The 23,319-nt window shown below is 63.9% G+C and carries 30 protein-coding genes; 5 read left to right on the forward strand and 25 right to left on the reverse strand.

Annotation, left to right across the window (positions count from 1 at the left end; translation table 11 throughout):
* Positions 1–186: 186 nt before the first annotated feature.
* The 3 genes from G7Y85_RS08015 to G7Y85_RS08025 all read right to left on the reverse strand — a co-directional run bounded on the left by G7Y85_RS08015 (position 187) and on the right by G7Y85_RS08025 (position 1,916).
* On the reverse strand, positions 187–438 hold the full coding sequence (locus tag G7Y85_RS08015) for a hypothetical protein (protein WP_166254528.1): 252 nt from the start codon (positions 436–438) through the stop codon (positions 187–189).
* Positions 439–608: 170 nt separating this feature from the next.
* Positions 609–992 carry a DoxX family protein gene (locus G7Y85_RS08020; protein ID WP_166254531.1) on the reverse strand — a complete coding sequence of 128 codons (384 nt, stop codon included), beginning with the start codon at positions 990–992 and terminating at the stop codon, positions 609–611.
* A gap of 3 nt (positions 993–995) precedes the next feature.
* Positions 996–1,916: an oxidoreductase gene (locus G7Y85_RS08025; protein ID WP_166254534.1), complete on the reverse strand. Its 921-nt coding sequence runs from the start codon at positions 1,914–1,916 to the stop codon at positions 996–998.
* Positions 1,917–2,094: 178 nt separating this feature from the next.
* Between G7Y85_RS08025 and G7Y85_RS08030 the strand changes: the two genes are divergently transcribed.
* Positions 2,095–2,703, forward strand: coding sequence for a porin family protein (locus G7Y85_RS08030; protein ID WP_166254537.1), 609 nt, complete (start codon positions 2,095–2,097; stop codon positions 2,701–2,703).
* A gap of 52 nt (positions 2,704–2,755) precedes the next feature.
* Here the strand turns inward: G7Y85_RS08030 and G7Y85_RS08035 are convergent, their stop codons facing one another.
* From G7Y85_RS08035 to G7Y85_RS08085, 11 genes are all read right to left on the reverse strand, one after another.
* Entirely contained in the window at positions 2,756–3,298 is a 543-nt protein-coding gene (locus tag G7Y85_RS08035; protein WP_166254540.1) for a lipocalin family protein, read from the reverse strand.
* Positions 3,299–3,367: 69 nt separating this feature from the next.
* Positions 3,368–3,778, reverse strand: a complete 411-nt coding sequence (locus G7Y85_RS08040; RefSeq protein WP_166254544.1) for a cupin domain-containing protein — start codon at positions 3,776–3,778, stop codon at positions 3,368–3,370.
* The gene (locus tag G7Y85_RS08045) at positions 3,775–3,951 is read right to left on the reverse strand and encodes a hypothetical protein (protein ID WP_166254547.1); all 177 of its coding nucleotides are present in this window, start codon (positions 3,949–3,951) and stop codon (positions 3,775–3,777) included. The genes G7Y85_RS08040 and G7Y85_RS08045 overlap by 4 nt, the downstream gene beginning before the upstream one ends.
* Positions 3,952–3,963: 12 nt before the next feature.
* Positions 3,964–5,610, reverse strand: coding sequence for an outer membrane protein assembly factor BamB family protein (locus G7Y85_RS08050; RefSeq protein ID WP_166254550.1), 1,647 nt, complete (start codon positions 5,608–5,610; stop codon positions 3,964–3,966).
* Positions 5,611–5,850: 240 nt separating this feature from the next.
* Positions 5,851–6,510: a glutathione S-transferase family protein gene (locus G7Y85_RS08055; RefSeq protein ID WP_166254553.1), complete on the reverse strand. Its 660-nt coding sequence runs from the start codon at positions 6,508–6,510 to the stop codon at positions 5,851–5,853.
* A complete protein-coding gene (locus G7Y85_RS08060; protein ID WP_166254557.1) occupies positions 6,507–6,791 on the reverse strand; it encodes a hypothetical protein in 285 nt (94 codons plus the stop codon). Before G7Y85_RS08060 ends, G7Y85_RS08055 begins: the two co-directional genes overlap by 4 nt.
* Positions 6,792–6,899: 108 nt before the next feature.
* Positions 6,900–7,169: a YcgL domain-containing protein gene (locus G7Y85_RS08065; protein WP_166254560.1), complete on the reverse strand. Its 270-nt coding sequence runs from the start codon at positions 7,167–7,169 to the stop codon at positions 6,900–6,902.
* 13 nt (positions 7,170–7,182) lie between these two features.
* On the reverse strand, positions 7,183–8,199 hold the full coding sequence (locus G7Y85_RS08070) for a medium chain dehydrogenase/reductase family protein (RefSeq protein ID WP_166254563.1): 1,017 nt from the start codon (positions 8,197–8,199) through the stop codon (positions 7,183–7,185).
* A gap of 70 nt (positions 8,200–8,269) precedes the next feature.
* On the reverse strand, positions 8,270–9,502 hold the full coding sequence (locus G7Y85_RS08075; RefSeq protein ID WP_206675525.1) for an aminotransferase class V-fold PLP-dependent enzyme: 1,233 nt from the start codon (positions 9,500–9,502) through the stop codon (positions 8,270–8,272).
* 27 nt (positions 9,503–9,529) lie between these two features.
* Positions 9,530–10,825, reverse strand: coding sequence for an NHL repeat-containing protein (locus G7Y85_RS08080; RefSeq protein WP_166254566.1), 1,296 nt, complete (start codon positions 10,823–10,825; stop codon positions 9,530–9,532).
* Between the two features lie 118 nt (positions 10,826–10,943).
* Positions 10,944–11,831 carry an Fpg/Nei family DNA glycosylase gene (locus G7Y85_RS08085; protein WP_166254569.1) on the reverse strand — a complete coding sequence of 296 codons (888 nt, stop codon included), beginning with the start codon at positions 11,829–11,831 and terminating at the stop codon, positions 10,944–10,946.
* Positions 11,832–11,954: 123 nt separating this feature from the next.
* On the opposite strand from G7Y85_RS08085, the gene G7Y85_RS08090 reads away from it, so the two are divergent.
* Entirely contained in the window at positions 11,955–12,770 is an 816-nt protein-coding gene (locus G7Y85_RS08090) for an HAD family hydrolase (protein ID WP_166254573.1), read from the forward strand.
* 9 nt (positions 12,771–12,779) lie between these two features.
* Here the strand turns inward: G7Y85_RS08090 and G7Y85_RS08095 are convergent, their stop codons facing one another.
* Positions 12,780–13,025 (reverse strand): hypothetical protein, encoded by a 246-nt coding sequence (locus G7Y85_RS08095; RefSeq protein WP_166254576.1) that lies wholly within the window; start codon positions 13,023–13,025, stop codon positions 12,780–12,782.
* 30 nt (positions 13,026–13,055) lie between these two features.
* On the opposite strand from G7Y85_RS08095, the gene G7Y85_RS08100 reads away from it, so the two are divergent.
* Both G7Y85_RS08100 and G7Y85_RS08105 read left to right on the forward strand, forming a co-directional pair.
* On the forward strand, positions 13,056–13,922 hold the full coding sequence (locus G7Y85_RS08100) for a PA4780 family RIO1-like protein kinase (protein ID WP_166254579.1): 867 nt from the start codon (positions 13,056–13,058) through the stop codon (positions 13,920–13,922).
* Between the two features lie 410 nt (positions 13,923–14,332).
* Positions 14,333–14,575 (forward strand): (2Fe-2S) ferredoxin domain-containing protein, encoded by a 243-nt coding sequence (locus G7Y85_RS08105; protein WP_206675527.1) that lies wholly within the window; start codon positions 14,333–14,335, stop codon positions 14,573–14,575.
* Between the two features lie 65 nt (positions 14,576–14,640).
* Here the strand turns inward: G7Y85_RS08105 and G7Y85_RS08110 are convergent, their stop codons facing one another.
* From G7Y85_RS08110 to G7Y85_RS08155, 10 genes are all read right to left on the reverse strand, one after another.
* On the reverse strand, positions 14,641–15,180 hold the full coding sequence (locus G7Y85_RS08110) for a YaeQ family protein (RefSeq protein WP_166254585.1): 540 nt from the start codon (positions 15,178–15,180) through the stop codon (positions 14,641–14,643).
* A 32-nt stretch (positions 15,181–15,212) separates the two neighbouring features.
* Positions 15,213–15,719 (reverse strand): carboxymuconolactone decarboxylase family protein, encoded by a 507-nt coding sequence (locus tag G7Y85_RS08115; RefSeq protein ID WP_166254588.1) that lies wholly within the window; start codon positions 15,717–15,719, stop codon positions 15,213–15,215.
* A 184-nt stretch (positions 15,720–15,903) separates the two neighbouring features.
* Complete coding sequence (locus G7Y85_RS08120; protein ID WP_166254591.1) at positions 15,904–16,773, reverse strand: DUF1295 domain-containing protein; 870 nt, start codon at positions 16,771–16,773, stop codon at positions 15,904–15,906.
* Between the two features lie 263 nt (positions 16,774–17,036).
* Positions 17,037–17,567: a DUF2059 domain-containing protein gene (locus G7Y85_RS08125; RefSeq protein WP_166254594.1), complete on the reverse strand. Its 531-nt coding sequence runs from the start codon at positions 17,565–17,567 to the stop codon at positions 17,037–17,039.
* 90 nt (positions 17,568–17,657) lie between these two features.
* Positions 17,658–18,074 (reverse strand): VOC family protein, encoded by a 417-nt coding sequence (locus G7Y85_RS08130; RefSeq protein ID WP_166254597.1) that lies wholly within the window; start codon positions 18,072–18,074, stop codon positions 17,658–17,660.
* A gap of 121 nt (positions 18,075–18,195) precedes the next feature.
* Positions 18,196–19,032 carry a class I SAM-dependent methyltransferase gene (locus tag G7Y85_RS08135; RefSeq protein ID WP_166254600.1) on the reverse strand — a complete coding sequence of 279 codons (837 nt, stop codon included), beginning with the start codon at positions 19,030–19,032 and terminating at the stop codon, positions 18,196–18,198.
* Positions 19,033–19,604: 572 nt separating this feature from the next.
* Entirely contained in the window at positions 19,605–20,231 is a 627-nt protein-coding gene (locus G7Y85_RS08140; RefSeq protein WP_166254603.1) for a hypothetical protein, read from the reverse strand.
* 116 nt (positions 20,232–20,347) lie between these two features.
* Complete coding sequence (locus tag G7Y85_RS08145; protein ID WP_166254606.1) at positions 20,348–20,722, reverse strand: hypothetical protein; 375 nt, start codon at positions 20,720–20,722, stop codon at positions 20,348–20,350.
* 85 nt (positions 20,723–20,807) lie between these two features.
* Positions 20,808–21,623, reverse strand: coding sequence for a hypothetical protein (locus tag G7Y85_RS08150; protein ID WP_166254609.1), 816 nt, complete (start codon positions 21,621–21,623; stop codon positions 20,808–20,810).
* A gap of 441 nt (positions 21,624–22,064) precedes the next feature.
* Positions 22,065–22,382 (reverse strand): DUF6966 domain-containing protein, encoded by a 318-nt coding sequence (locus tag G7Y85_RS08155; RefSeq protein WP_166254612.1) that lies wholly within the window; start codon positions 22,380–22,382, stop codon positions 22,065–22,067.
* Between the two features lie 510 nt (positions 22,383–22,892).
* On the opposite strand from G7Y85_RS08155, the gene G7Y85_RS08165 reads away from it, so the two are divergent.
* Positions 22,893–23,319 (forward strand): IS110 family transposase (locus G7Y85_RS08165; RefSeq protein ID WP_166254618.1); only part of this gene is annotated, 427 nt, incomplete at its 3' end.

The raw sequence follows: 23,319 nt of genomic DNA on the forward strand, positions 1-23,319 counted from the left end.
TCGGCGCCGCAACAATCAGCTTTCCACCTTGTCTCTCGGCGAGCGGTGCCCACATGTCAACGAAGGCAAACCGGCTCCGTCGAGTTGGATGCACTGTGTTGTTCGGTGTCACCCGCGATGCGGACCGCTGTGCCAATCAGCGCACTGCTCTCAGCAACGGGTTGGGCGCTTCTTGCTGAACTTCAGCTAGTTGCCGTCATTGCCATCATCAAGCTGCCGAATCTGATTCGCGACGGCGTCGGTGGCTGGCTGCACCCAAGTTCCTTCGCCAGCGCTCTGTACAAGATCGGCCCCTTGCTGGGTAAGCGAGCGATTGTCATCCGAACTGCCGCCGCTGCCCGAACTGCCGTTGCCTGCGGAGTCATCAGCGAAGGTCGGCATAGCGAAGCCAGCCAAAACAACGGAGACCAGCAGCAGGTTCTTTCCGACGATTGCCATTTCGATTTCCTCATTTCTTGCAACGGGTGGAGTGCCGACGCTACTTATTGGTTCTTCGGAAATTTGATGACGAAATAGTGAACCGTTTTTAAGAAAGATGCCATTCGAGCGGCGACGAAGCCGAATGTAAGTCGGACCTGCAGTCTGGAGTTGGAGACCCCCGATTCGGCTCAGCCGGCCGCGATGTCGCGGCGTCTGCTGCTCCACCAGATGCCGAGCAGCAGCAGCGGCTGCAGCATCAGGCGCACGGTGATGAAGGTCGGATGGAACTGCGGGAACAGGTCCCGGTGCAGCCACATGTTCAGGTTGGCGGGGGTGACGCAGATCGTCAGCACGATCAGGCCGATGCCCGCGGCTTGCCGCGTCCTGGCGAACAGCAGGCCGATCGCGCCGAGCATTTCGAAGGTGCCGCTGATCGCGACCGCGGCTCGCGGAAACGGAATGTACGGCGGCACCAGCCCGGCGAAGAAGCTCGCATCGACGAAGTGGCCGATGCTGCCGAAGAAGAACCAGCCGAACACCAGTGCGAGAACGATACGGCGAACCACGGACATCGCTTACTCCGACGAAGTGGCGTCCAGATACTGTACGCCGGTCTGCAACTGCGACCACTGCCAGAGCTGCGCGCCGATTGCCGGATCGTGGGTGACATCGCTGGCGCTGACCGGCCGCGGTGGTCCGCCGAGCTCCTTGAAGCCGGACGGGCCGATGTAGTCGCCACCGCGAATCCCCGGTGCGGTCGCCGCGTACAGCGCCGGCAGGGCGCCGATCGCCGGCTTCTGCGCGAACAGTCGCGTCGCCAGGCGCATGAAGACATTGCCGATGTCGTCGTTGGTCGCGGTATAGCCCGGATGGGCGGCGACCGACAGGATCGGCAGGTCGGCGCGGCGCAGGCGACGGTCGAGCTCGAAGGTGAAACTCAGTGCCGCGATCTTGCTCGCGCCGTAGGCGTCCATTTCCTTGTAGGGCCGCCGGGTGTAGTGGCTGTCGTCGAGATCGAGCCCGCTGCTCATGCGGTGCGCGAGGCTGCCGGTGCTGACCACGCGGGCCTGCGGTGCGGCGCGCAGCACATCGAGCAGCAGGCCGGTCAGTGCGAACGGCCCGAGATGATTGGTGCCGATGTGCATCTCGAAGCCGTCGCGCGTCAGAGCCTGCGGCACCATGATCGCCGCCGCGTTGTGAACGAGGATGTCGAGCCGTGCGTGCGCGCTCTTGAAACGGTCGGCGAACGCGCGGATCGATGCCAGATCGGCGAGATCGACGGTCATCGCCGTGAGGTCCGCCTGCGGCGCGACGCGGCGGATGTCGGCGACCGTCGCGTCCATGCGTTCCGCGTTGCGGCCGGCCGCGACCACGCGCGCGCCGGCACCGGCCATCGCCGTCGCGATCTCGCGGCCGAGACCACGATTGGCGCCGGTGACGAGCGCGGTTTTGCCGGCCAGCGACGGCATGTCGGCAAGCGACCAGGACTTTGACATGGGCACCATCCTCGGCAGCGCGGCTTGCGCTGCCCGCATCCTGCGCGGCCGGCGGCGCGGCTGCCTACTGCGAACGGGTGGCGGACAAAGTTCAGGACCGATTCAGTGCCAGGCCGGCACCGTCGTTGCGCGACATGCACGGATGCATGCGTGAAAGCGAGAGTCCAAGGAGGACGTCATGTACAAGTGGAAACTCATGTGGCCGCTGATCGCCGTCGGCGGCGTGATGGTCGTGCCGATGCCGGCATTCGCCCAGCAGACGCCGCATCAGGAACCCGGGGTGTTCATCGGCGGCGGCGCGATCTACACGCGGCTCGACAACAATTTCAGCGGCCAGAATTTCAATGCCGACGACTTCGACGACGACCGCGTGTCGTGGAAGGCGTTCGCGGGCTTCCGCCTGAATCCGGTCATTTCGCTGGAGGGTCAGTACATCGATTTCGGCAAGGCCGAGAACAGCACTGCGCGCGTCGAGGCCGATGGCTGGACCGCGGCACTGGTGGCCGACATTCCGCTGCCTTACATCCAGCCGTACGCGAAGGCGGGCGCCCTGTTCTGGAATACCGACGCGCATCTGCGTGGCGCGCTGTCCAACACCAGCCGTGTCAGCAGTGACGGCACCGACTTCTTCTGGGGTGTCGGTGCGCGTGCCGACCTCAGCGACAACGTCGATCTGCGTCTCGAGTACGAACGCTTCCGGCTCAACGGCGATGCCGGAAACGGCGACGACTACAGCGTCGACACCCACATCGACGCCGTGTCGGTCAATCTGCAGTACACCTTCTGACAACCCCTGCAGGCGGCCGGCTCGCGTCGGCTGCCTGCAGCGCGGATGGATCTCAGCGATGGTTCTGCCGCTGCGGCACGATGTTGAGCTTGCCCGGGTCGTAGCCCATTCGCGCGATGCGCATCCTGGCGGCTTCGAGGTCGGCGTCCGATACGCTCGGCGTGCGTGACAGGTACCAGACGTAGTCGCGCTTGTTGCGCGCAACGATCACCTGCGAGTAGTCGTCGGCCAGCCAGGCGATCAGATACTCGGCCTTGAACGGCCAGATGAACTGCACGCCCCATTCGGCGTTGCTCTGCCGGTCGACGACATAGGCCGTCGAATGCAGCGTCCTGAGCGGCGCGTCCGGACGCTTCTCGTGATAGGTGAACGTGGTCGGAATCTCCGGCGTCTCGCCGCCGGTCTTCAGATCGTAATGCTCGATCGAATCGACGGCGCCTTTCTCGATCCACGGCGGAATGTTGGCGATCACGTACCAGTCGCCGACGTAGCGCTGCAGATCGACGTGCGCCACCGTGGCGATCGGCGGCTGTGTCGTCGTCGCGCAGCCGGCAAGCGCGACCGATATCAGCAACAGCAGAGAACGCACATGCATGAACGGATCATCCGGTCAGGGCCTGCTGGTCACTACGGCCGTGCCGGACGCATGGATGCCGGCTGCACTTCAGGCAGGCTGCGCTGCGTCGATATCCTCGTAGGCCGACCAGACGAAGCGCGGCGTGCACATGGCGAGAAACAGCAGGTCCTCGTCGCCGTCGTCGCGGATGCGCTGGCGCAGCCCCGGCGGAATCACCACGACATCGCCCGGAACCACGCTCGTCGGCGCAAGCTCGCCGACCTCGACGGTGCCGCGCCCGGCGACGATCAGGTAGCGCTCGGCGATTCCGTGCAGGCGATGCCAGCGCGTGGTCTCACCGGGGCTTACGCGTGCCCGGGCGATCGACAGCGCAGGGTCATTCGCATGATTCGCCAGTTCGGTGATGAAGCAGCGCTCCTCGCTGCGATACTCGACGGCCGCCGCAGCGCGATGGATGACGGGCTCGAACGACGCGAGGGTCGTCGTGTCGTCGTTCATTCGTCTTTCGCGACATGCCGCGCCGCCCACATGTTGTCGACCAGGTTCGGGTAACGGCGGCCGGCCGCGGCGGCGCGTTCACGCGCGGCGGCCTTCTGCGCGGCACCGAGGGCCGACGATCTGCCGGCCGGTTTCGGACGTTTCCACGGTGCGTCGGATCGCGTTTTCTGCATGTGTGCTCGTGCTCAGGGTGAGGGCAGGCGCCAGACCATCAATACATTGCCGGGGCCGGCCTGATAGCGATTGCTGTCGCCGAAGCTGTCATAGCCGGAGTTCAGCAGCAGGGTGTCGCCGGCGGTGATCGCGCCGACCGAATCGATCGTGCCTCCATGTCCTGCGGTGCCGTCGACGCCGGTGATCGCGACCTTGCTGTCGTACGACCAGCGCTCGGCACCATCGCTGGTGCGGAAGGCCTTGAGCTCGCCGTCGAGCGCGCCGGCAAACAGCAGATCGTTGCTGACCGTCAGTGCCGCCGAATAGATCGACGGCGTCGCCACGCCGTCGTAGACATGCGTCGGGTGGATGGCCCACTGCAGCGCACCGCTCGCGGCGTCCAGCGCATAGATGCCGGGTTGCGCACCGTCGACCGTTGCGATCTCGTTGGAGCCGAGCAGCTTGCCGGCCGTCAGGCCCGAGACCTTGTTGACGGTGACGTCGCTGACGGCCGCGTAGATGCGCGTGCCGTCGTTGGCCATGCCCCAGTGGATGCCGCCGAGCGAGCCGCCCTGGCCGAGGCGGCGCGACCAGTTCAGGGCGCCGCTGTCCGGGTTCAGCGAATAGACGACGCCGTTCTTTGCGCCGGCGATCACGGCATCGCCGCCGCCCGCCAGATGCACGAGCATCGGCGGTGCGCCGAAGTCGGCGTCGGGGCCGGCCGGCCGCACGCAGTCCAGCGTCGCCAGCAGCGCCACGCCGCAGGACACGTTGTAGGCGTCGCCGGCGGTGGCCTGGAAGGTCCACAACACGGCGCCGCTGTCGAGATCGAGCGCCTGTATCGCGTCCGAGTTGTCGGTGGTCGGCGGCGTCAGGTTCTGGCCGGTGCCGATGTAGATGCGCCGCCGCTGCGGGTCGATGGCCGGCGTGCCCCAGAGCGTGGCGCCGTTCGGCGCCTGCTTGCCGGTGCGCAACTGCAGACGCGCGGCGGCTGTCGTGTCGTAGGTCCACAGCGTGGCGCCGCTGTACGGATCGAGCACCTGCAGCAGGCCGTGGCTGGAGCAGCAGGGCCGTGTCTCGAACAGGGTCGACAGCACTTCCTTGCTCGACACCGGCACGATCAGCTTGCCGTCGTAGACCTGCGGCGCGCCGGTGATCATGTGATGTTCGGCTTCGCTGCCGATGAAGCGCGACCAGCGCAGCGTACCGCTGGCCGCGTCGAGCGCGTAGAAGTTGCCGTAGAAATCGCCGGCGTAGACCAAGGCAGGGTGCGAGCCTTGCGGCGGCAGGAAATAGATCGCCGACAAGCGCACGGCGTTGCTGCCGACCAGCGGCGTGGTCTTCGCCGGAATGCTGTAGCTCCAGTAACGGCAGCCGCTGCGGCGGTTCGCGGCGATGATCTGCCGTCCGGCCGAGAAGAACACCGCCTGCTGTGTGACGGCTGCGGCGCCGCGCCTTTCGGTGACGCCGTCGGCGACGTCGGCCCAGGCCGCCTGCAGCATAGCGACATTGGCGGCCGTGATCTGCGAGCTGTAGTGCCGGCTGTTGCCGAGATCGGCGGCGAAGCCGTCGGCCAGCACGGCGGCGTTGACATCGATCGTGTCGCTGCAGCTCGCCGCGCGGCAGAGTTGCGGCACCAGCAGCACGGCAATCAGACAGAACAGGGCGATCTTGCGCATGACGTTCTCCTCGCCGGTAGACCCTTCACGACACCTTAAGCACGGATGCAGTCGCCGGCAGCACCATTCGTCGGCGCGCGGGCCGGCGGCTCGCCGGACGGCAGCCCGGAGGGGCCGACCTGCTCTACCGCATCGTGGCGTCTTTCGTCGCTGATGCCCGTCCGGTACATGGCACTGCTCATTCCTTGCGCGGCGGCAAAGCAGATTCGGCCACCGCGATGCAATTCGCGTCGACGGGCCCTATAGCCGGAACGGCCCGCCGCGCTGCAGGGCCCGCTGATAGGCGGGGCGTGCGTGGATCTTCTCGATGAACGCGGCGATGTGCGTGCGCGACACCGGTCCGCCGCGCGAGGCCGCGGCTTCGCAGTCGAAGCTCATCTGGATGTCGGCGGCGCTGAAGGTTTCGCCCACGAACCAGGCGTGCTTGCCGAGTTCGGCGTCGACGTAATCCAGGTGCGTTTTCAGGTTCGGTCCGAGGAAGCCCTTGTCGATGCCGCCGACGATCGCGCGGGCCAGCGGTCGCAGCAGCGCCGGCGTACCGGGCGCGACGCGGCTGAGCACCAGCTTCATCACCAGCAGCGGCATCAGCGAGCCTTCCGCGTAATGCATCCAGTAGTTGTAGCGCAGCCGTTCGGGCGTGCCGGGCTGCGGCTGCAGGCGGCCGTTGCCGTAGCGTTCGAGAATGTATTCGAAGATCGCGCCGGATTCGGCGACCGTGACGGCGCCGTCGGTGATCACCGGCGACTTGCCGAGCGGATGCACCGCGAGCAGTTCCGGCGGCGCCAGCATGGTTTTCGGGTTGCGCTCGTAGCGCTTGACCTCGTAGGGAATCTCCAGCTCCTCGAGCAGCCACAGCACGCGCTGCGAGCGGGAGTTGTTGAGGTGGTGAACGATGATCATGCGGACGGAATCCAGTTCCAGAAATCGGGTTGCGTGTTCAGCCAGTCGTGGGCGGCCTTCTTGGCGGCGTGATCGGTTTCGGCGATCGAGAAGATCGGCCCCCAGTCGCGCTCGTCCGACTCGACACTGAACCCGGCCTTCCGCCCTTCCGTGCGCAGAAAGGCGAGGTAGCCGCCGATCTGGGCGTCGTAGGCCTGGCTGGCCTCGGCACTGTCGTGCTCGATCTTCAGCGTCGTGCGGCGGTGGCTTGGCAGGTGGACGGTGATGATGGTCTGCGGCATCGGCATTCCTTTGCGAAAGCTCGCGTGAACATGGAGGTCCAGTGTTCAGGCAATGGCCGACGATCGCAAGCGCCGGTCCGATTCCGGCGACTCGGAGTGCGGATGCGCTCAGTCGCCGAAATGCAGATGGGCGTTGATGATCTCGGGCGGCGGCATCTGCAGGAAATAACCACTCGCCTGCAATTGCTCGATGACCTTGCCGACATCGACGCGTGCAAGCTTGCGTTCGGGCGTCAGCGTCAGTTTCATCACTTCGGTGAGCCGGCCGGTGCGCGCGATCAGCGCTTCCGGCAGCTGGTCGTGGCCCAGGCCGGCGCGAACGTACAGGTACATTTCCGGCTGTCGTGCGCAGCGATACACCAGGCATTCGACGCTCATCTCGGGCTTCCGCTCAGGCAAACGGCAAGAGCACGCACTTGCCGGTGAATTCGCCGGCATCGATGCGCGTGTGGATCTTCGCCGCATCCGCCAGTGGCCAGCGGCCGGCAATCAGCGGCGACAGCGAGCCGTCTTTCAGCAGGCCGAACAACTCGCCGAGATCGTCCGCGAAATCCCGCGGCCTTTTCTCGCGGCGGGTCTGGATGTTGTAGAACGTCGTCCGGCGTCCGTCCGGGCGCAGCTTCCACCAGACGAACAGCTTGAAGAAGCCGAGCAGCACGTCCGGCAGCGAATCGTCGTCACGCGCGATGTTGTGGGCGCCATAGCCGATCAGACGGCCGCCGCGCCGCAGGCAGCGCATCGAGCGCGTCCAGTGCGCACCGCCGATCGCATCGAGCACGATATCGACACCGCCGACGGCCTGCGCGTGCGCGACGAAATCATCATTTCGATAATCGATCGGAATGCAGCCGTAGCGTTCCAGCACCGCGAACTTCGCAGCCTGGCTGGTGCCGAGCATCTGCAGGTCCAGCATCTGTCCGAGTTCCAGCAGCGCGGTACCGACCGCACCGGACGCGCCGTGGATCAGCACGCGCTCGCCGCCGCGTACGCGCGCCACACGCTTGAGCATCTGCCAGGCGGTGAGATAGGAGAGCGGCATGCAGACCGCGAGCGCGGGATCGAGATCGTCCGGCACCGGCACCAGCCGATCGGCGGCACGCACCAGATACTGCGTGTAGCCGCCGATCACCGGCATGTCGGCGACCATCTGGCCGATGCGCAGGTTTTCCACGCCGTCGCCGATTGCATCGACCACGCCGACATAGTCGTAACCCGGCGTGAATGGCGGCTTCTTGCGCACGCCCGGGTAATTGCCGCGACGGATGATGGTATCGGTGAATCCGGCACCGGCCGCCAGCACGCGCACGCGGGCTTCGCCGCGGCCGGGCTGCGGCAGGGTCGCTTCCTCGACGAGCTGCAGTTGTTCGGGGCCGCCGGTCGCGCGCAACTGGATGTGCTGGTAGGACATGAGCGGGACGGGTTCGGCGTCGGGCGTCGGGATCGGCGCGACAGGATAACGGGGTGCGCGTCGCGGCGCTTCAGCCGGCCAGCGTCGCGTCGAGCGCGCGCAGCAGCTTTTCGACCTCGGTCGGACTGTTGTAGTGGACCAGCGAGACGCGCGCGACGCCGCGCGCCGGATCGATGCCGAGCGCCTCGCAGAGCCGCACCGAATAGAAGTGGCCGCTGCCGATCATCACACCCTGCGCGGCCAGGGCTTCGACCAGCTCCAGCGGCGTGCGCGAGGCCGGCACGAAGGCGATCGTCGCCGCGCGTGCAGACGCACGGCGCGGGCCAAGCAGGCGCAGGTCGCGCCGCGCCGCAAGGAAGTCGAGCAGGGTCTGCACGCAATCCGCTTCGCCACCCTGCAGCAGCGCGCGAACGCGCGCCGCACGGCCCTCGTCGTCACCGCCGCCGTGATGGCGGTCGAGCGCGTCGAAGTATTCGGCGACGCCGCACAGCGCCGCGACCTGGGCGTGGTCGGGTCCGGCCGGCACGAAACGTCGGTGCGGCATCGGCGCGTGAAAGTAGTGCGCCTCGTTGCCGAGCGCGTCGAGCAGCGGACGCCGGATCACCATCACGCCCTGATGCGGGCCGAAGGTCTTGTAGGCCGAAAACAGATAGACATCGGCGCCGAGCGCCGCGACGTCCGGCAGACCGTGCGGCGCGAACGACACGCCGTCGACGATGCTGGTCGCGCCGGCCTTGCGAATTTTTGCGCAGATCGTCGCCACCGGATTGATTTCGCCGAGCAGGTTCGAGCAATGCGTGAACGCCACCAGCTTGGTGCGCTCGCTGAGCAGCGGGTCGAGCGCCTGCGGATCGAGGCTGCCGCTGCCGCGATCCACGCACCACTCGCGAACGACGACGCCGTCGGCCGCCAGACGCCGCCAGACGCCGCCGTTGGCCTCGTGGTCCTGATCGGTGACGATGATTTCGTCGCCGGGCTTCAACTGCCGGCGGAACGCCTGCGCCAGCACGTAAGTGTTCTGCGAAGTCGATGGGCCGAACTGCACTTCGTCGGCCGCCACCCCGAGATAGCCGGCGAGCCGCAGGTAACTCGCATCCATCCAGGCGCCGGCCTCCTGTGCTGCCGGATAGGCGTGGTAGGGCTGCACTTTCAGCCGCCGGTAATACTCGCCGAGCCGATCGATCACCTGTCGGCAGGCGTAGGACCCCCCGGCGTTCTCGAAGAAGGCCTGCTCTCGCAGACTGGGCTCGGCAAACGCGGGGAACTGGCGGCGGATGAAGTCGTGATCAAGGGCGATTTTCACTGGGCATGCCCAAAATGTCGCGCGAGATCATAGAAGGCCTGACGCTTTGCCGATTTGAACGCGAAATCCAGTGGCGATTTTGGCTAACGAAAACAGCATTAGCACCAAGGCCATGCTCGCGCTGAGACTACCGCCGCCGCTGCCACCTCCGTTGAGGCCGCCGCCGGCATTGCTCGCCTTGACGCCACGAAGACGAACGGCCCCCTCGTAGCTTCCACCGTTTTCATCATCAAAGGGACCGCCGACCAATATGCGACCCGTCGGGTCAAGTGCGACAGATTCGGCGACTGCCCCTTTTGGTAGCGTGACAAATTTTTCCTGCTGGCCGTTACTGTCGAGGCTTCCGTCAGCACGAAATCGTCCGATAAAAAAATCAATATCCGGGTTGTTGAACAGATCAACTCCGACGCCCGTAACGCTGCCGTCGGCATTTTCCAGGAGTCCAGCCAGCTTGTCGGTGTCTCCGCCCAAATCCACAATGACAAGCGCGCCATCGTGAAATGAACTGTCAATCGTGTTATCCGCTGCAAATTTGATCAGGCCAATATCGCTATCGCTGTAATCGGTGTCGTACGCGGTGCCCCCAACGAAATACGAGCCGTCGGCAGACAGAGTGATCGTCGTGAACGCGAGATTGTGATGAACGACATTTTCCGGAATCTCGACCATCGTCAACGGTGCCGATTGAGCCGTGTCGAGATTGCCGAAAGCGTTCAGTTGCGCGACAAAACCACGCTGCCCTTCGTTCGGCGAATTGCTGGCCGGGAAGGAATCAGCGCCGAACAGAAGAGCACTGCCGTTCGATCGGAAGACACATCCATAGGCGAATGCAGCATTGCCCGGCGTATCGATGGAGGAGATTCCATTGTCCCCCCAACTCGATACCGGGGTGCCGGTGCTCGTCAGCCGTACCGTTTGAACGACTTCGCCGCTCTGAGTACTGGCGTAGCCGAGAAGCACGACATCGTGAGTTGCATCATCGACGCAGACGCGATCAAAGGTGGCGTTCGGAGCCAGGGAGGTGGTGATAATGCCGCCGTTGCCGAAATTTGGATCAAGCTGACCGTTGGTCGCGAGACGCTTGGTGATGAAGTTCGTGCCGTTGAAATTGCTGCTTACGGTGTACACATTTGAATCACTGTCGGTGGCAAGTCGATAGCTTTCGATAAATCCAATTTGCTGTTGGGGGATCGTCGAGACGCCGTTCGATCCGAACGATGAGTCGATATCAAAAGGCGATGCGGCCAGGGCCGAGCTGCTGGTGAAAGTGAACGGACCAAACGCGCAAAGGCAAGCGAAAAGGCGCTGTCGCATGAAATACATGACTGGTTTTCCCTGATTCTCGCTGTGTGGCGTGCGTAGCGTTCGCGAATACTATCGGGAAATCGCAAGATTTCCAGTTCAAACATTGCGAGAACAGCGACAGGCAAGTTCGGCCGGCTCAGCGTTCCAGTTCGTCCAGCGTCTTCGGCCAGTTGGCCTTGAGCAGGCGCGACAGTGCGCGGTCGGCGAGCAGGCGGCCGCCGGTCTGGCAGCGCGCGCAGTAGTTCGCCTCGTTGTCGGCGTAGACGATCCGCTGCACGGGTGCGCCGCAGTCGGGGCACGGCAGCTTGTAGCGGCCATGCACGGCCATTTCAGGTCGGAACGCCGTCACTTTTTCCGGCCAGCCGTCGCCGGTTTCGGCGCGCAGGCGCTGTGTCCACTCGCCCAGGACCGCGCAGGTCGCGTCGAAAAGACGTGCGATCTCGTCCTCGGCCAGCGCTTGCGTCTGCCGAAAGGGCGAGAGCCGTGCACGGTGCAGGATTTCGTCGGAGTACGCGTTGCCGATCCCGGCCACGACGCGTGGATCGGTGAGTGCGCGTTTGAGCGTGTGATTTTCGCGTCGCAGTGCCGCGCCGAACCGTGCCGGGTCTGCGCTCAGAACCTCCAGACCGCCGCGATCGAAATCCGACAGTGCGGAGTCGCCCGCGACCAGGTGCAGGGATGCGCGTCGCTTGCTGCCATGTTCGATCAGCATCAGGCTGCCGTGATCGAAGTCGAAGGCGAGCAGACCGGACGACTTCGGTATGGCCGCACCGGGCTTCGTCCAGCGCAGGCGGCCGAGGATCATCAAGTGCATGACGGCATGCAACCCGCCGTCGAACGACAGCACCAGGCGCTTGCCGATCCTCCGTGTTGCCAGCAGTCGCCGGCCGGCAAAGGCGGTGGGCGCCGGCGCGACGCTGCGCAGGACAAACGCATTGGCGATGCGGAGCTGTTTCAGCGTACGCCCTGCGGCGAGCGATTCGATGCGCTCGAGGTAGACAGTCAGATCAGGCAATTCCGGCATCGGTCATCGGCACTGCAGCGGAAAGGCATGACGATAGCGTCAAACGCCGGCACTGGGGATTTCCACACCTTGACGGCTTTGCGATGAATGCGGAGGCTGGCGAGCGACGATGAAGTTCCGCCGATGAGCATCCTGCAGATCCCCCACGCGCATCCGCGCGTCATCCTGTTCGACTGGCATGCCACGCTCGCCGACACCATGGATGCGATGTACTACGCGCTCGACGACGTGATGCCGCGGCTGGCACCGCTGGGGCTGATCGAGCGCCTCGTGCCGCCGGGAAAGTCCAAGACCATCGATGATGCGAGGCTGGTCAAATACGTGCGCGAGAACGCGCAACTGCATCCGAAGATCAAGGCCGAGCGCAAGATCTCGCGCACCGACATCTTCGAGCTGCTGTTCGGCGACGATCAGGATGCCAAGGCGATCGCCCATCGCGAGTTCGACAAGAGCTACGAACGGCATTTCGGCGTGGTCAAGCCGATGGAGGCCGATGCGCGCCGGCAGCTGCTGGCATTGAAGGCGCTCGGCATTCGCATCGGCGTGCTGTCGAACCGCGCGCGCCGTTTCATGGCGCACGAGATCTACACGATCGATGGCGACGGCTGGCACGAGCTGTTCGACACCATGGTCTGCGGCGACGACGTCGAGCGCCGCAAGCCGCATCCCGATCTGGTGCTGCGGGCGCTCGACGACCTGCAGATGCCGGTCGACCTGACGTGCTGGTATGTCGGCGACAGCACGACCGACATCGTCGCCGCGCGCGAGGCCGGCGTCAGCGCGGTGTTCTACAACGGCGCCGGCTGGGACCGTCACTGGATCGACAAGATCTTCCCCGGCACCGTCCGTCATCCACATGTGCCGGATGCCGTGGTGGCCGATCTCGCCGCGCTGGTGGCGCTGGCGCGCAGGCTGATCGCCGCGGTTGCCACGCACTGACGCGCGGGCTCAGCGAGGCGGGTCGCGGCGGCAGGCCGGGCCCGGCATGGTCGGCAGACGCAGCGCCGCGCGCACGGCGCGCAGGGCGGTGGCGCGGCGGTCCGGCGCGCAGCGATAGCGCGCGAGCCATTCGAGCAGCGCAGCGAGTTCGAGCGTCTGCGTGCGCGCCATCTCGCAGGCCCGCTGCAGCGCCGTTTCGTCGGCCTCCTCGTCGAGCCAGGCCGACAGCAGCGTCAGCAGTTCGTCGGGCTGCATGCCGGGGCCGCGGATCGTTCACAATGCATCATGAAAATTCCCAAGGGGCTGCAGCCGCTGATCGACGACGGCATCGTCGATGCGGTGATCCGGCCGCTCAAGAGCGGCAAGGAAGCGGCGGTCTATCTGGTGGCCTGCGGGTCCGAGATCCGCTGCGCGAAAGTCTACAAGGACGCCGAGCAGCGCGGCTTTCACAAGCTCGCCGAATACCAGGAAGGCCGCAAGGCGCGCGGCAGCCGCGATGCGCGGGCGATGGGCCGGCGCAGCCGGCACGGCCGGCGCGAGCAGGAAATCGCCTGGAAGAACGCCGAGGTCGACGCGCTCTATCGCCTCACCGCCGCCGGCGTTCGCGTGCCGCGCCCCTTCGGATACTACGAAGGCGTGCTGGTGATGGAGCGCATCCTCGATGCCGACGGCGAGGTCGCGCAGCGGCTCAATGATGTCGAACCGACACCGGACGAGGCGCGCCAATGGCATGCCTTCCTGATCGGCCAGATCGTGCGCATGCTGTGCGCCGGCCTCATCCACGGGGACTTGTCCGAATTCAACGTGCTGCTCGGCGCCGTCGGGCCGGTGATCATCGATCTGCCGCAGGCGGTCGATGCGGCCGGCAACAACAACGCGTTCCGCATGCTGGCGCGCGACGTCGCCAACATCACCGCGTACTGCGGGCGTTTCGCGCCGGAGCTGCTGGCGACCGAATACGCCCATGAAATATGGAAGCTCTATCAGGCCAGCGAACTGCGTCCGGACAGCGTGCTGACCGGACATTTCGTCCACGATGCGCGCAGCGCCGATGTCGACGGTGTGCTGCTGCAGATCGAGGAGGCACGCCGCGAAGCCGAGCGCCGCCAGATGGGCCGCGATGCGGCCGAGGCCGAACAGGCCGCCGAATGATGCTGTCGATGTTCCACGCTGTGCAGCCCCACGAGAGGACGACATGAGCAAAGGCATGGATGCGAAGAAGAGCGAGAAGAAGAAGCCGGCGCTGACGATGAAGGAAAAGAAGGCGAAGAAGGCCGAGAAGAAAAAGGCCCGCTAGGGTCAGACCCGAGCAGCCGGCGCGCGGCCATGCGAACTGCCGTTTGCCTGCGGCTGCCGACCGCCGTGCCGCCTGGCGATGATGGACCGGATCGGCTCCGGTCCGGGATTTTCGGCACAGGACGCGTTTCCTCGGGGTTCAGGCGTGCCGTGGGATGCTGGCATGCATGGACGGTGCACGGTCAGACAACAAGCCATCGGCGCGACGGCTGCCGACACGCGCTCGCGCGAGCTGGGACGACGCCGTGTTTGTGTGCAGCAAGTGCATGAAGCGCCAGAAGGACGAGTGGCGCGGGCCGCCGCTGCGCAAGCAGCTCAAGCAAGCCCTCAAGGCGCGCGGACTGGGCAAGCGGCTGCGCGTGGTGCCCTGCGGCTGCCTGGATCTGTGCCCGAAGCACGGCGTGACCATGGCGCGCGGCAGCGAGCTTCGGGACGCCGGCAAACTGCGGGTGCTGCGCAACGGCGATGATCCACGGACGGCGATCGACTGGCTGTCCGACCTCGGCTGAGCGAGCAGGGGCGAGGTCTCGCGATCTCGATGCGCCGCGTGCTTCGGGTGCGGCTCGCACCGCTCCTACAGGGCGCGATGCTCGATGATCGTCGTCGTGTACTGCGTGCCGTCGAGATCCAGATACAGCTCGCGCTCGGTGACCGATACGGCGAGCCTGGCGCGACGTTCGATCTTCGGCGCGACACTGCCGATGAACGCCCGCCCCAGTTCGTAAACCGGAATCTCCGCCGCGCGATGAATCTTGCGGCCGGCGTACTGCGCCAGTACGGTCGTGGCATCGCGATGCGTGTACAGCGCAGCGCGGCCCGCGAGCTTGCTGCCGCGATGCAGACGGTCGGCGTCCGGCGCGCCGATCTCGATCCAGGCCGTGATGCGGCCGGTCAGGTCGCGCACGACAACCGCGGGCTCGTCGACGGCCGCGACGCCTTCGGTCAGAACGATACCGTCCTGGTATTCGAGGCAGTAGGCGAGCACGCGGGTCAGCATGTACTCCGCCGTTTCGGAAGGCTGACGCGCGACGCGCAGTTCGAAGTCCGCATAGACGCCGCGGTCCATGTCGGCGAGCTGGATCGTCAGGGTGTACAGCGTCGCGGTGAGCGCCATGTGCGGCAGGCCGGTGGATGCGGCCGGCGAGCTTACGCGAGTTCGACGTGCTTGCGCGCCAGTGTCAGCGCACAGCTCTGACCGACATCGAGCGCGCGCATGGTGCGGCCGGTGCCGAGCCAGAGTGCGCAGCAGATCGCCAGGTCGACGATCTCGGCGTCGTTGAAGCCGGCGCGCAGGCGGCGCCAGAAATCGGCATCTTCACGCATGCCGACGTGATCGAGCGCAATGCCTTCGGCGTACTCCGCAGCGAGCTTCTCGCGCGTGCTGTAACCGGGCCATTGGCGCCAGTCGGCAACGTGTGCGTAGAAATCCGCATCGAGCCCATCGGCTTCAGCGCCGTCACGCGCATAGCGCGCGTTGCGGCAGACCTCGCACTCGTTGGCGAGCGCGATGCGCATGCGCGCCAGCTCGTGCACGCGCTGCGGCAGACGGCTCTTGCCATAGACCACATCGCTGAGCGCGATCAGACCTTCGGCCATCTGCGGCTGCAGACCCATCCAGCTGCCGAGATCGTCGGGTACATCGATACGGGGCATGGCGAGACTCCGGTGGCGGTGAAGCGTTGTGTCACGTCCCGCAAATCGCGCAACACGATTCCCTCTGCCGCTTGCCAGGAAGGGGCAGGGAGGGGGCGTCGGCCAGGCCGACGTTCCGCGCGTCGCGGCCCGCTCCCACGCGTGGGGGCGGCTGACTGAATATCATCAACTCCGGAACCTCACATCAGCGGCGCGGTGGCAGCGGGATCAGCGCCGACACCTTGCGCATGTGGTCGGCGTAGGCTGGTCGGCGCTCGACACTGCGCTCGTCCATGAACGGAATGCTGACGAACACGAACATCACCGTCATGGCCAGCGCGCCAGGCACGATCCACCACCATTGATCGGGCGCCACGGCGAGGCCGAACAGCATCAGCCCCCACCAGAAACCGGTTTCGCCGAAATAGTTCGGATGACGCGACCAGGCCCACAGACCGGTCTTGATGAAGCTTCCAGGCTGTCGCGTGGCGATGAAGGCGTGCAGCTGCAGATCGGCAACCATCTCGATCGTGACCGCGCCGAAGGTGACGATCGCCGCCAGTGCGTCGAGCCAGCCCAGCGGCGCCTGACCGCGTGTCATCACCGCGTAGATCGGCAGGCAGCCGAGGAAGACCTGAATCGTCGGAAACAGATGAATGCCGGCGAAGTCCGCCGCCACTGCGTAGCGACCGGCACGCTGGCGGACGATGGGATAGCGCCAGTCTTCGTGATGCAGGCCGCTCCAGAACGTTGCCCAGTTCGCCGTCAGGCGGATTGCCCAATACCAGACCAGCGCGATCACCAGCAGTGCGCGCGTGGTGTTGATGTCCGCTGCGCCGGTCTTGAACCACCAGAGCGCCAGCAGCGGCGGAATCACGCTCCAGTAAGCATCGTAGAAACTGGAATTCCGGTAGGCACGGCTGAACGCGAAGATCACGACGGTCGCCGCGACATCGGCGACAAACGCATTCCAGGGCGCCGCGATCTGCATGCCGTACAGCACCGCCGCCGCTGCGGCGACGCACAGGACATAGGCCACTGCGATCAAGCCCAAAGCCGACGCTTTTCCCGCCATCATGATCTCCCCGCATTCCGGGCCGGTCGGCCGCGGTTCCGGCAGGCTAAGTGCGCCTGCCGTATCGGGCCTCGTCCCTCAGGACGAGCTGCCGCCCGGCGCGCCCGGGTCGGCAATCGGCTTGCGGGCCGGCCGCCTCCGCCTTGCGCAAGGCGCACATCCGGATCGCATGGCCGCTTCGCGCCCCCGCGATCACGAGCCGCCCGGAAATTCCGCGGCGCGTGCCGAACGGCAAATGGCCCCGAAGCGCGCGACGCCCGATGCTACAGCGTGATGTTGTCCTTCGCGAAGCGGGCCTGGATGCGCCGCCCGATCTCCGGCCCCATCGACTGGCCCCACCGCTGACCGACGGCCATGCTCTGCTGCATGACCGTCGGCATGGTGCTGATGACCTTTTGCCCCAGCGGCGTCGAATAGAACTGGTTGAGGCCTTTTATGTCATCCAGGCTGTAGTTGTCGGCATAGATGACCACCATCATCTCCTTGAACGTATCCAGATGCGCAGCCACGACCGCGTTCACCTCTTCCGGCAACACGTCGAGCGCTTTCTGCGGGATGTCCGGATGCGAGGCGCGCAACACATTGGTCATCTGCGCCACCATCGCCGCCGACATCTGCTGGCCGAGCTTGAGCGCGCCGGTCAGGTCCAGCAGCTTTTCGATTTCCGCCCGTTTCTCCGGCGCCACGTCGGCTGCCGCGCCCGGCGTTGCATCCTGAGCCAGTGCCGGCATCGAAAAAAAGCAGGCGACAAACAGCCACAACCGCAAACCGCTGCGTAACGCTTTCATGTTCATGTGCATCCCCGTCCCCGATGTCCTGCAAGCATGAACCGATGGGCGCAGCCGAGGGAAGTGCGAGCCTCGCAGGTCACCGCGCCGTCGGCTTCACGCCAGATGCCCCTTGCCCGGCACGAAGTTCGCCTCGATGCGAATGCCGTCCGGGTCCTCGAACAGCACCGAGTAGTAACCGGGCGCCCAGTGATCCTCGCGTGGCGCCCGGACAATCTTCGCCTCGAGTGCCAGCGCCGTCTCGTAAATGGCGTCCACGTCCTCGCGGCTCCTGGCGCGAAAGCACAGGTGATGCAGGCCGACGCGGCGCTGATCGAACGCCACATCCTTCAACACCGGATCGACCGGTGAAATCGCGACGCCCGTGCGGCCGCCGATGCAATAGAAGAATTCCGGACTCTTGACCAGCGTGAACATCTCCAGCGAGTGGAGCAGGCGCTCGTAGAACGGCACCGAGCGCGCCATGTCCGTGACCGAAAGCTGTATGTGCGCAATTCCGTTGATGCTCGCCATGTTCTGTCATGCGCCTCCGTGTCGAACGCCGGTCCGGACGTGAATCGCCGCCGCAAGCGACGGTGCCACGAACGCCGGGCGTCTTCCACCGCCGCGGCGATCCGGCCCGAGCGGTGCCCGGCTACGCCGGCGCCTTGCGCGCGATCAGTTCGACCGGTGCCACCTTGTTCTGCGATACGTTGACGATCATGTTCTGCACCTTGGTCGGCGCGTCGGGCCCCATCAGCAGATGCAGGCCGAGCGGGGGAGGGCCGCCCGCCGCCGCCGCCGCGGTCTTCAGGCGTTCGAAGAATTCCAGCGCGAATTCCCGGCGATTGCGCTCGCCGACGATCTCGAAGCCGGCCCCAGTCAGTGCGTGCCGGTAGGCCTCCGGCGGCGCCAGCGAACTCGCTGCAGCGACCGTGGCCCACGGCACCGGGAAGACCAGCTGTTCGGCATTGACCTCCATGATGTCGTAGATGCCGAAGACGCCGCCCGGTTTCAGGACGCGCCAGACTTCCGCGGCCAGCGCCGCCTTGTCCGGAATGTTCATGCCGACATGCAGCATGAACGCCTTGTCGACACTCGCGTCCGGCAGATTCATGGCGAGCACGCTGCCCTGCAACAGCTCGACTTTCGCGTCCAGCCCCAGCCAGGCACAAAGCACCTTGCCGGTTTCGACATACTCGTCGGTCAGGTCTACGCCGATGACCTGGCATCCGTAGGTCTGCGCGGCAAAGCGGCTCGCGCCGCCGATGCCGCAGCCGATGTCGAGCACGCGATCGTTTGCGCCGATCGCCAGTTGATCGAGGAACGCACGCGTCGCCATCCGTCCGCCGATGTGAAATTCGTCGACCGGTGCGAGGTCGTCGAGGGTGAGGGTTTCCGGCGTCTTGCCGAGCTTCGCGACGCCGCTGCGGAGGGCGGCGAGCAGATCGCCGCGCGTGTAATGACGGGAAACCACGTCCGGATCGATCATCGGAATCCTCCTGATCGGATGGCTGCGCCGGCGTTTGAACCCGGCGGTCGGGTTGACGCCGCAAGGCAGCGGCGGAACGCTGATCCGGTCTCCTGGCGGCTGTTCTCACGGCTGCACCGGAGCCAAGGTGTGGGCGTCGCGAGTCAGCTGCCAACGGCCGTCGACCTGTCTACGGTACACCCTAAGACGGTGCCCCGCGAGCTTCGACCGCAATCAGACCGGAGCACGAATCTTCCGACGGCGGCGCAGCCCGGTGAATATGCGCAATCCGCGTTGGCGTTGGGCGACGGCAGAACATCGCCGACTCGCGTGCCTAGACCGCGGCAGGCGCATGGACGGATCACAGCACTGCGGTATCCAACCCGCGTATATCAGCGTGAGCAACCGTCGAGCGTGCTGGCTGCGCCGCCTTCAGAAGATTCGGAAAACCAGATGAACTGAAAACCGCAAAAACTTCATCTCTCGTTCTTGACGGCGGTAGTCATATCAACGCCCGGCATCAGCCGCGCATTTGCCACAGCGAAGCGGCGGCAAATACGTCGGCTGGATGTACTGGTTGGGCGAAACTCTCGTCATGCCATCCACGTCTTCCGACGCGCGAAAACGAGGCCTAAAATTCCAATACCGACGACCGCTGAAAGTGAAGACGCAGACAAGGGAGCGGGAGCTTCTCCAAGGTTCAACACGACAACACCAGACGGTACGTTGCTTGACAGCGCCTTTAGCTTCTCTTTTATGACCAAATCATCTTCGACACCGAAACGCACTAAGCCCCTCAAAGAGGGAGGCGAAAGCAAACCGTCGCTTTCTCGGAGCAAAGCATCCTTGGAACTGCGTGTCGTCGCTTCTGCGAGTTCTCGGTACAACCGCACGTAGCGGGGATCACTTGTCTCTACGAGCACATGAATTTCCGAATTGTGATTGCCAACCGAACGGTATGGAATAAACAGCGACAGGATAGTTTCAGGCTGCCCGGGAGGATATTTGTAGAAACCATCGGCGAGATCGAGCTCGCCTCCGACCACGTCTATCCACTTTGCTTTTAATGGGCCATTACCGATATCCGCGATATCCACCGTAGTAGGTGCTTTGTTTGTGAGGGCAACATAAGCCTTTTCTCCCGAAACCCAGAGCAGGCCAAAACCAAAGAACGACAATACAACCCAGCCAAGTCGTTGCATTACAGTGGGTGAATTCACTGAGTAGTCCTTATATCTATGCACAGTTTATCGACGCCCAACGCTCAGGTTAACGCGCGGACCTGCCGCAGCGAAGCGGGGCAGGGACGTCGCGTTGAACCGCTGGTTGGGCGGCATCATGACAGGGCTTCCGGTGCCACCGCTTCAATGGCTCGACGTAAGCTCCGTGCCTCAATGGGAACGCTCTCAAGATTCAAAAAGACTGCGTGCCACTGCGATGGGTCAAGCCACTCGTACAAGTGACCATCGTCCTCTACATCAATGGACGCCGCGAGACTCTGAAGGCGAGCTTGCCAAGCAGTAAAGGCAGCCCTTGCCTCCAAAGTTTCCTTTCTGGCGCGCCACATGAGCGACAGCCCCAGCGCCATTATTACCGTGAAGATGGCAATGAATGGTGGGCTCCACGGTGCAGGCCTAAGGACAAGAAAAAGCAACAATCCACTGGCCCACACAAGATAGTGCGCGAATTGCGAGTGGAGGAAGGCTTTCATGACGCCCAACGCCTGCCTTCAGCCGCCCAATACCCAGAGCGAAGCGGCGGGTATTGGGTCGGACTGCAAGGCCTTGTTATGCGTACTAACCACCCGCTACGTACGAGCTTAGAACTGAGCCTAACCATCCTGTGAACTTGGTGAAGATGAATATGAACAATGCAACAAGAAGGCCACCAATAAGTGTCTGTACCAGCCAGTGCCAGGATTCCTTTCCTGAGCGAGCGAAGCGAACGTTGGGGAATGAATAAGCCAAAAGACGTTGAGCTTGGGCGTGAATGAATCCCCATGCATTGGAGAAAATCAGGAAGGCAAAAATGAACGTAATTACGAACGCGTTTTCTATTTCGATTTGTGGGGCAATCTTAATGGCAGCCACGAGGCTCATAATGAACCCAAGGGCTACGCCAACAATTTGGACGAGAAGTTGTGTCCAAGTGTTTCTGGCAATGCCGTTTCGATTTGCCGCTTTTTTAAGAATATCAATGAGGCCATTAAACACGGCATCGACAACGTCACTGTCCTCGGAAGAAGCCTGAACGTAGCAATTGTCCGCATTCTTTGAGTCTAGGCGGACCTCAAAATAAGTGCCGTGTTTGTGATTCGTATTTTCGCTACGAGCGGAATCAAGTGTGAATATCACCCGTTCGATGTCGGACGCCCGCTGGTAATGCCTCAGCGCCTCGTTTGCATCATTTAGCCGATAGCCTCTGTCATCGAACCGCACGATATAGGAGAGCGAGAGTCTGTGCTCTTGTTTCTCAGCTTCTGACATGCCGGTTCCATCTAGGGCTAGGTTTGTGTCGATCGCCCTTTGCTTGAGCAAGTGATCAATTTGCTCCAACAGGGATTCTGTGATCGTTACATTCAAAATTTTTGAGTCTCGTAAATACTGAGCCACTAGCTGCTCCTAGAGGTACGTATAACGCTAACTTAAGCCGCGTGCGTCAGCACGTCGGCTTGAAGTGACAGTTAGAACACTTGAAGCCAAGCGTAACGCTAGGGCGCCGCCTACTAGGCCAGAGAGACCGAGGCTGCCGAGATACAGAACAACCGAAAAACTGGAACTCAGAGTCTGACCAACGCCGACCACTGATATGGCCACTACGGCAGCCACGCCCGCGCCCAGCAGTGCTCCTACAGTGCCTGCAATTGCGAGCATCAGCGCTTGCCGTGGTTTCCGGAACAGACAAAGCACTGCGAATGCTGCCGCCATATGGATGGCAGCCCCGATAGCAACTACAACGACAGAGAACAGTGGCCCCATGAGTTCTAACGCCTCAGCTCAGCCGCGGCTCCGCCGAAGGCGGAGACGTCGCGCTGGAGCGCGTAGTTGGGCGCACTAACCGCCAGCTTCTTCACGGCGAACCTCCTGAGCCAGTTCGTATCCGCGACCGAGTAAGTATTGCAAGCGGTCATTGACAGCTGAAATTTCAGACTCTGCTACGCGATGCTTGTTTAGCGGATGAATAACCAGATCAGTGATGCTGCCCATGCCACCAAAGGCACTATAGAAGTGCTGCACACCATAAAAATCACTGGCGCGAATCCACCGCGCATCCTTCTCAAGCCAGCCGGCCCAATGATCCTCTCCGACTGAGCGCATCAGCGCTGCAGCTTCTTCTATCACGTGCAGAAGTTGATCTGGCTTTGATTCCATTTTTACGCCCAACGACCAAGCTCAGGCGCCGGCCCGCGAAGCGGGCCGGTCGACTGGAGCACCTTGTTGGGCGCTACTACGGCATGCGCATTAGGCATGTTTTAAGTCTCTGGATGCCTGCGGATGAGCGCAAGCATTCAATTGGAGTTGTGCGGTCAAGCGCGGCGATGGAACTCTGAAGCCATGCTGAGTAATTGGCCCCAACCTTAGCCGCGATTGGTCGAGCTAGTTCAACACTGCCTCCAACTGCCGCCAGAAGATTGGCTCTCTCGGGAAAGCCAGCCCACTGCGCCTCGAAGCACGCCGAGAACGTAGTAAAAGCAGCATCTCCCGGATAGTAATTTTCAAGTGGCATGGCTTTTACGCCCAACGACCTAACTCAGGCGCGGCCCCGCGAAGCGGGGACGTCGACTGGAGTGATGGAATGGACTCCTCCCGCTGTTTTGAGCGGCATCGAAGTGCCAAGCTGGAGATGCGAATCATCAGCTGTCCAACAGGAGGAGTCCGGACATGGAATCTACGCTCATCGCGGTGGATACCGCAAAGCTGGTTTTCGAGGTAGCCGAGGCGGATGGGGCGGGCAAGGTGCGGCGGCGTCTACGGCTGAACCGGCCACAGTTCTCGGAGTATCTGGCGACGCGCGAGCGCGCCTCGTTCGTGCTGGAGGCCTGCGGCGGCGCGCATCACTGGGCACGGATGATGGAACGGCTCGGCCATTCCGTGCGGCTGCTGCCGGTACCGTACGTCTGCGCGTATCGACGCCGCAACAAGACCGATCGGGCCGACTGTCTGGCGATGCTCGAAGCCGCGAAGAACCCGGAGATTCTGCCGGTGCCGGTCAAGACCACCGAGCACCAGGCGATCCAGGGGTTGCACCGCTGCCGCAGCGCCTGGATGGAAACACGCACGGCGCGGATCAACACGCTGCGCGGCCTGC

Source organism: Solimonas terrae (genome assembly GCF_011067135.1).
Classification (GTDB): Bacteria; Pseudomonadota; Gammaproteobacteria; order Nevskiales; family Nevskiaceae; genus Solimonas; species Solimonas terrae.

Bases quoted from the DNA above. Each gene is read 5' to 3' on its own strand.
- G7Y85_RS08080 (WP_166254566.1), bottom strand. From the start codon at position 10,825: ATGTATTTCATGCGACAGCGCCTTTTCGCTTGCCTTTGCGCGTTTGGT.
- G7Y85_RS08025 (WP_166254534.1), bottom strand. From the start codon at position 1,916: ATGTCAAAGTCCTGGTCGCTTGCCGACATGCCGTCGCTGGCCGGCAAA.
- G7Y85_RS08145 (WP_166254606.1), bottom strand. From the start codon at position 20,722: ATGAAAGCCTTCCTCCACTCGCAATTCGCGCACTATCTTGTGTGGGCC.
- G7Y85_RS08020 (WP_166254531.1), bottom strand. From the start codon at position 992: ATGTCCGTGGTTCGCCGTATCGTTCTCGCACTGGTGTTCGGCTGGTTC.
- G7Y85_RS08085 (WP_166254569.1), bottom strand. From the start codon at position 11,831: ATGCCGGAATTGCCTGATCTGACTGTCTACCTCGAGCGCATCGAATCG.
- G7Y85_RS08045 (WP_166254547.1), bottom strand. From the start codon at position 3,951: ATGCAGAAAACGCGATCCGACGCACCGTGGAAACGTCCGAAACCGGCC.
- G7Y85_RS08115 (WP_166254588.1), bottom strand. From the start codon at position 15,719: ATGCCCCGTATCGATGTACCCGACGATCTCGGCAGCTGGATGGGTCTG.
- G7Y85_RS08060 (WP_166254557.1), bottom strand. From the start codon at position 6,791: ATGCCGCAGACCATCATCACCGTCCACCTGCCAAGCCACCGCCGCACG.
- G7Y85_RS08015 (WP_166254528.1), bottom strand. From the start codon at position 438: ATGGCAATCGTCGGAAAGAACCTGCTGCTGGTCTCCGTTGTTTTGGCT.
- G7Y85_RS08040 (WP_166254544.1), bottom strand. From the start codon at position 3,778: ATGAACGACGACACGACGACCCTCGCGTCGTTCGAGCCCGTCATCCAT.
- G7Y85_RS08035 (WP_166254540.1), bottom strand. From the start codon at position 3,298: ATGCATGTGCGTTCTCTGCTGTTGCTGATATCGGTCGCGCTTGCCGGC.
- G7Y85_RS08090 (WP_166254573.1), top strand. From the start codon at position 11,955: ATGAGCATCCTGCAGATCCCCCACGCGCATCCGCGCGTCATCCTGTTC.
- G7Y85_RS08055 (WP_166254553.1), bottom strand. From the start codon at position 6,510: ATGATCATCGTTCACCACCTCAACAACTCCCGCTCGCAGCGCGTGCTG.
- G7Y85_RS08050 (WP_166254550.1), bottom strand. From the start codon at position 5,610: ATGCGCAAGATCGCCCTGTTCTGTCTGATTGCCGTGCTGCTGGTGCCG.
- G7Y85_RS08105 (WP_206675527.1), top strand. From the start codon at position 14,333: ATGAAGCGCCAGAAGGACGAGTGGCGCGGGCCGCCGCTGCGCAAGCAG.
- G7Y85_RS08070 (WP_166254563.1), bottom strand. From the start codon at position 8,199: ATGTCCTACCAGCACATCCAGTTGCGCGCGACCGGCGGCCCCGAACAA.
- G7Y85_RS08100 (WP_166254579.1), top strand. From the start codon at position 13,056: ATGAAAATTCCCAAGGGGCTGCAGCCGCTGATCGACGACGGCATCGTC.
- G7Y85_RS08120 (WP_166254591.1), bottom strand. From the start codon at position 16,773: ATGGCGGGAAAAGCGTCGGCTTTGGGCTTGATCGCAGTGGCCTATGTC.
- G7Y85_RS08155 (WP_166254612.1), bottom strand. From the start codon at position 22,382: ATGGAATCAAAGCCAGATCAACTTCTGCACGTGATAGAAGAAGCTGCA.
- G7Y85_RS08135 (WP_166254600.1), bottom strand. From the start codon at position 19,032: ATGATCGATCCGGACGTGGTTTCCCGTCATTACACGCGCGGCGATCTG.
- G7Y85_RS08110 (WP_166254585.1), bottom strand. From the start codon at position 15,180: ATGGCGCTCACCGCGACGCTGTACACCCTGACGATCCAGCTCGCCGAC.
- G7Y85_RS08095 (WP_166254576.1), bottom strand. From the start codon at position 13,025: ATGCAGCCCGACGAACTGCTGACGCTGCTGTCGGCCTGGCTCGACGAG.
- G7Y85_RS08030 (WP_166254537.1), top strand. From the start codon at position 2,095: ATGTACAAGTGGAAACTCATGTGGCCGCTGATCGCCGTCGGCGGCGTG.
- G7Y85_RS08125 (WP_166254594.1), bottom strand. From the start codon at position 17,567: ATGAACATGAAAGCGTTACGCAGCGGTTTGCGGTTGTGGCTGTTTGTC.
- G7Y85_RS08130 (WP_166254597.1), bottom strand. From the start codon at position 18,074: ATGGCGAGCATCAACGGAATTGCGCACATACAGCTTTCGGTCACGGAC.
- G7Y85_RS08065 (WP_166254560.1), bottom strand. From the start codon at position 7,169: ATGAGCGTCGAATGCCTGGTGTATCGCTGCGCACGACAGCCGGAAATG.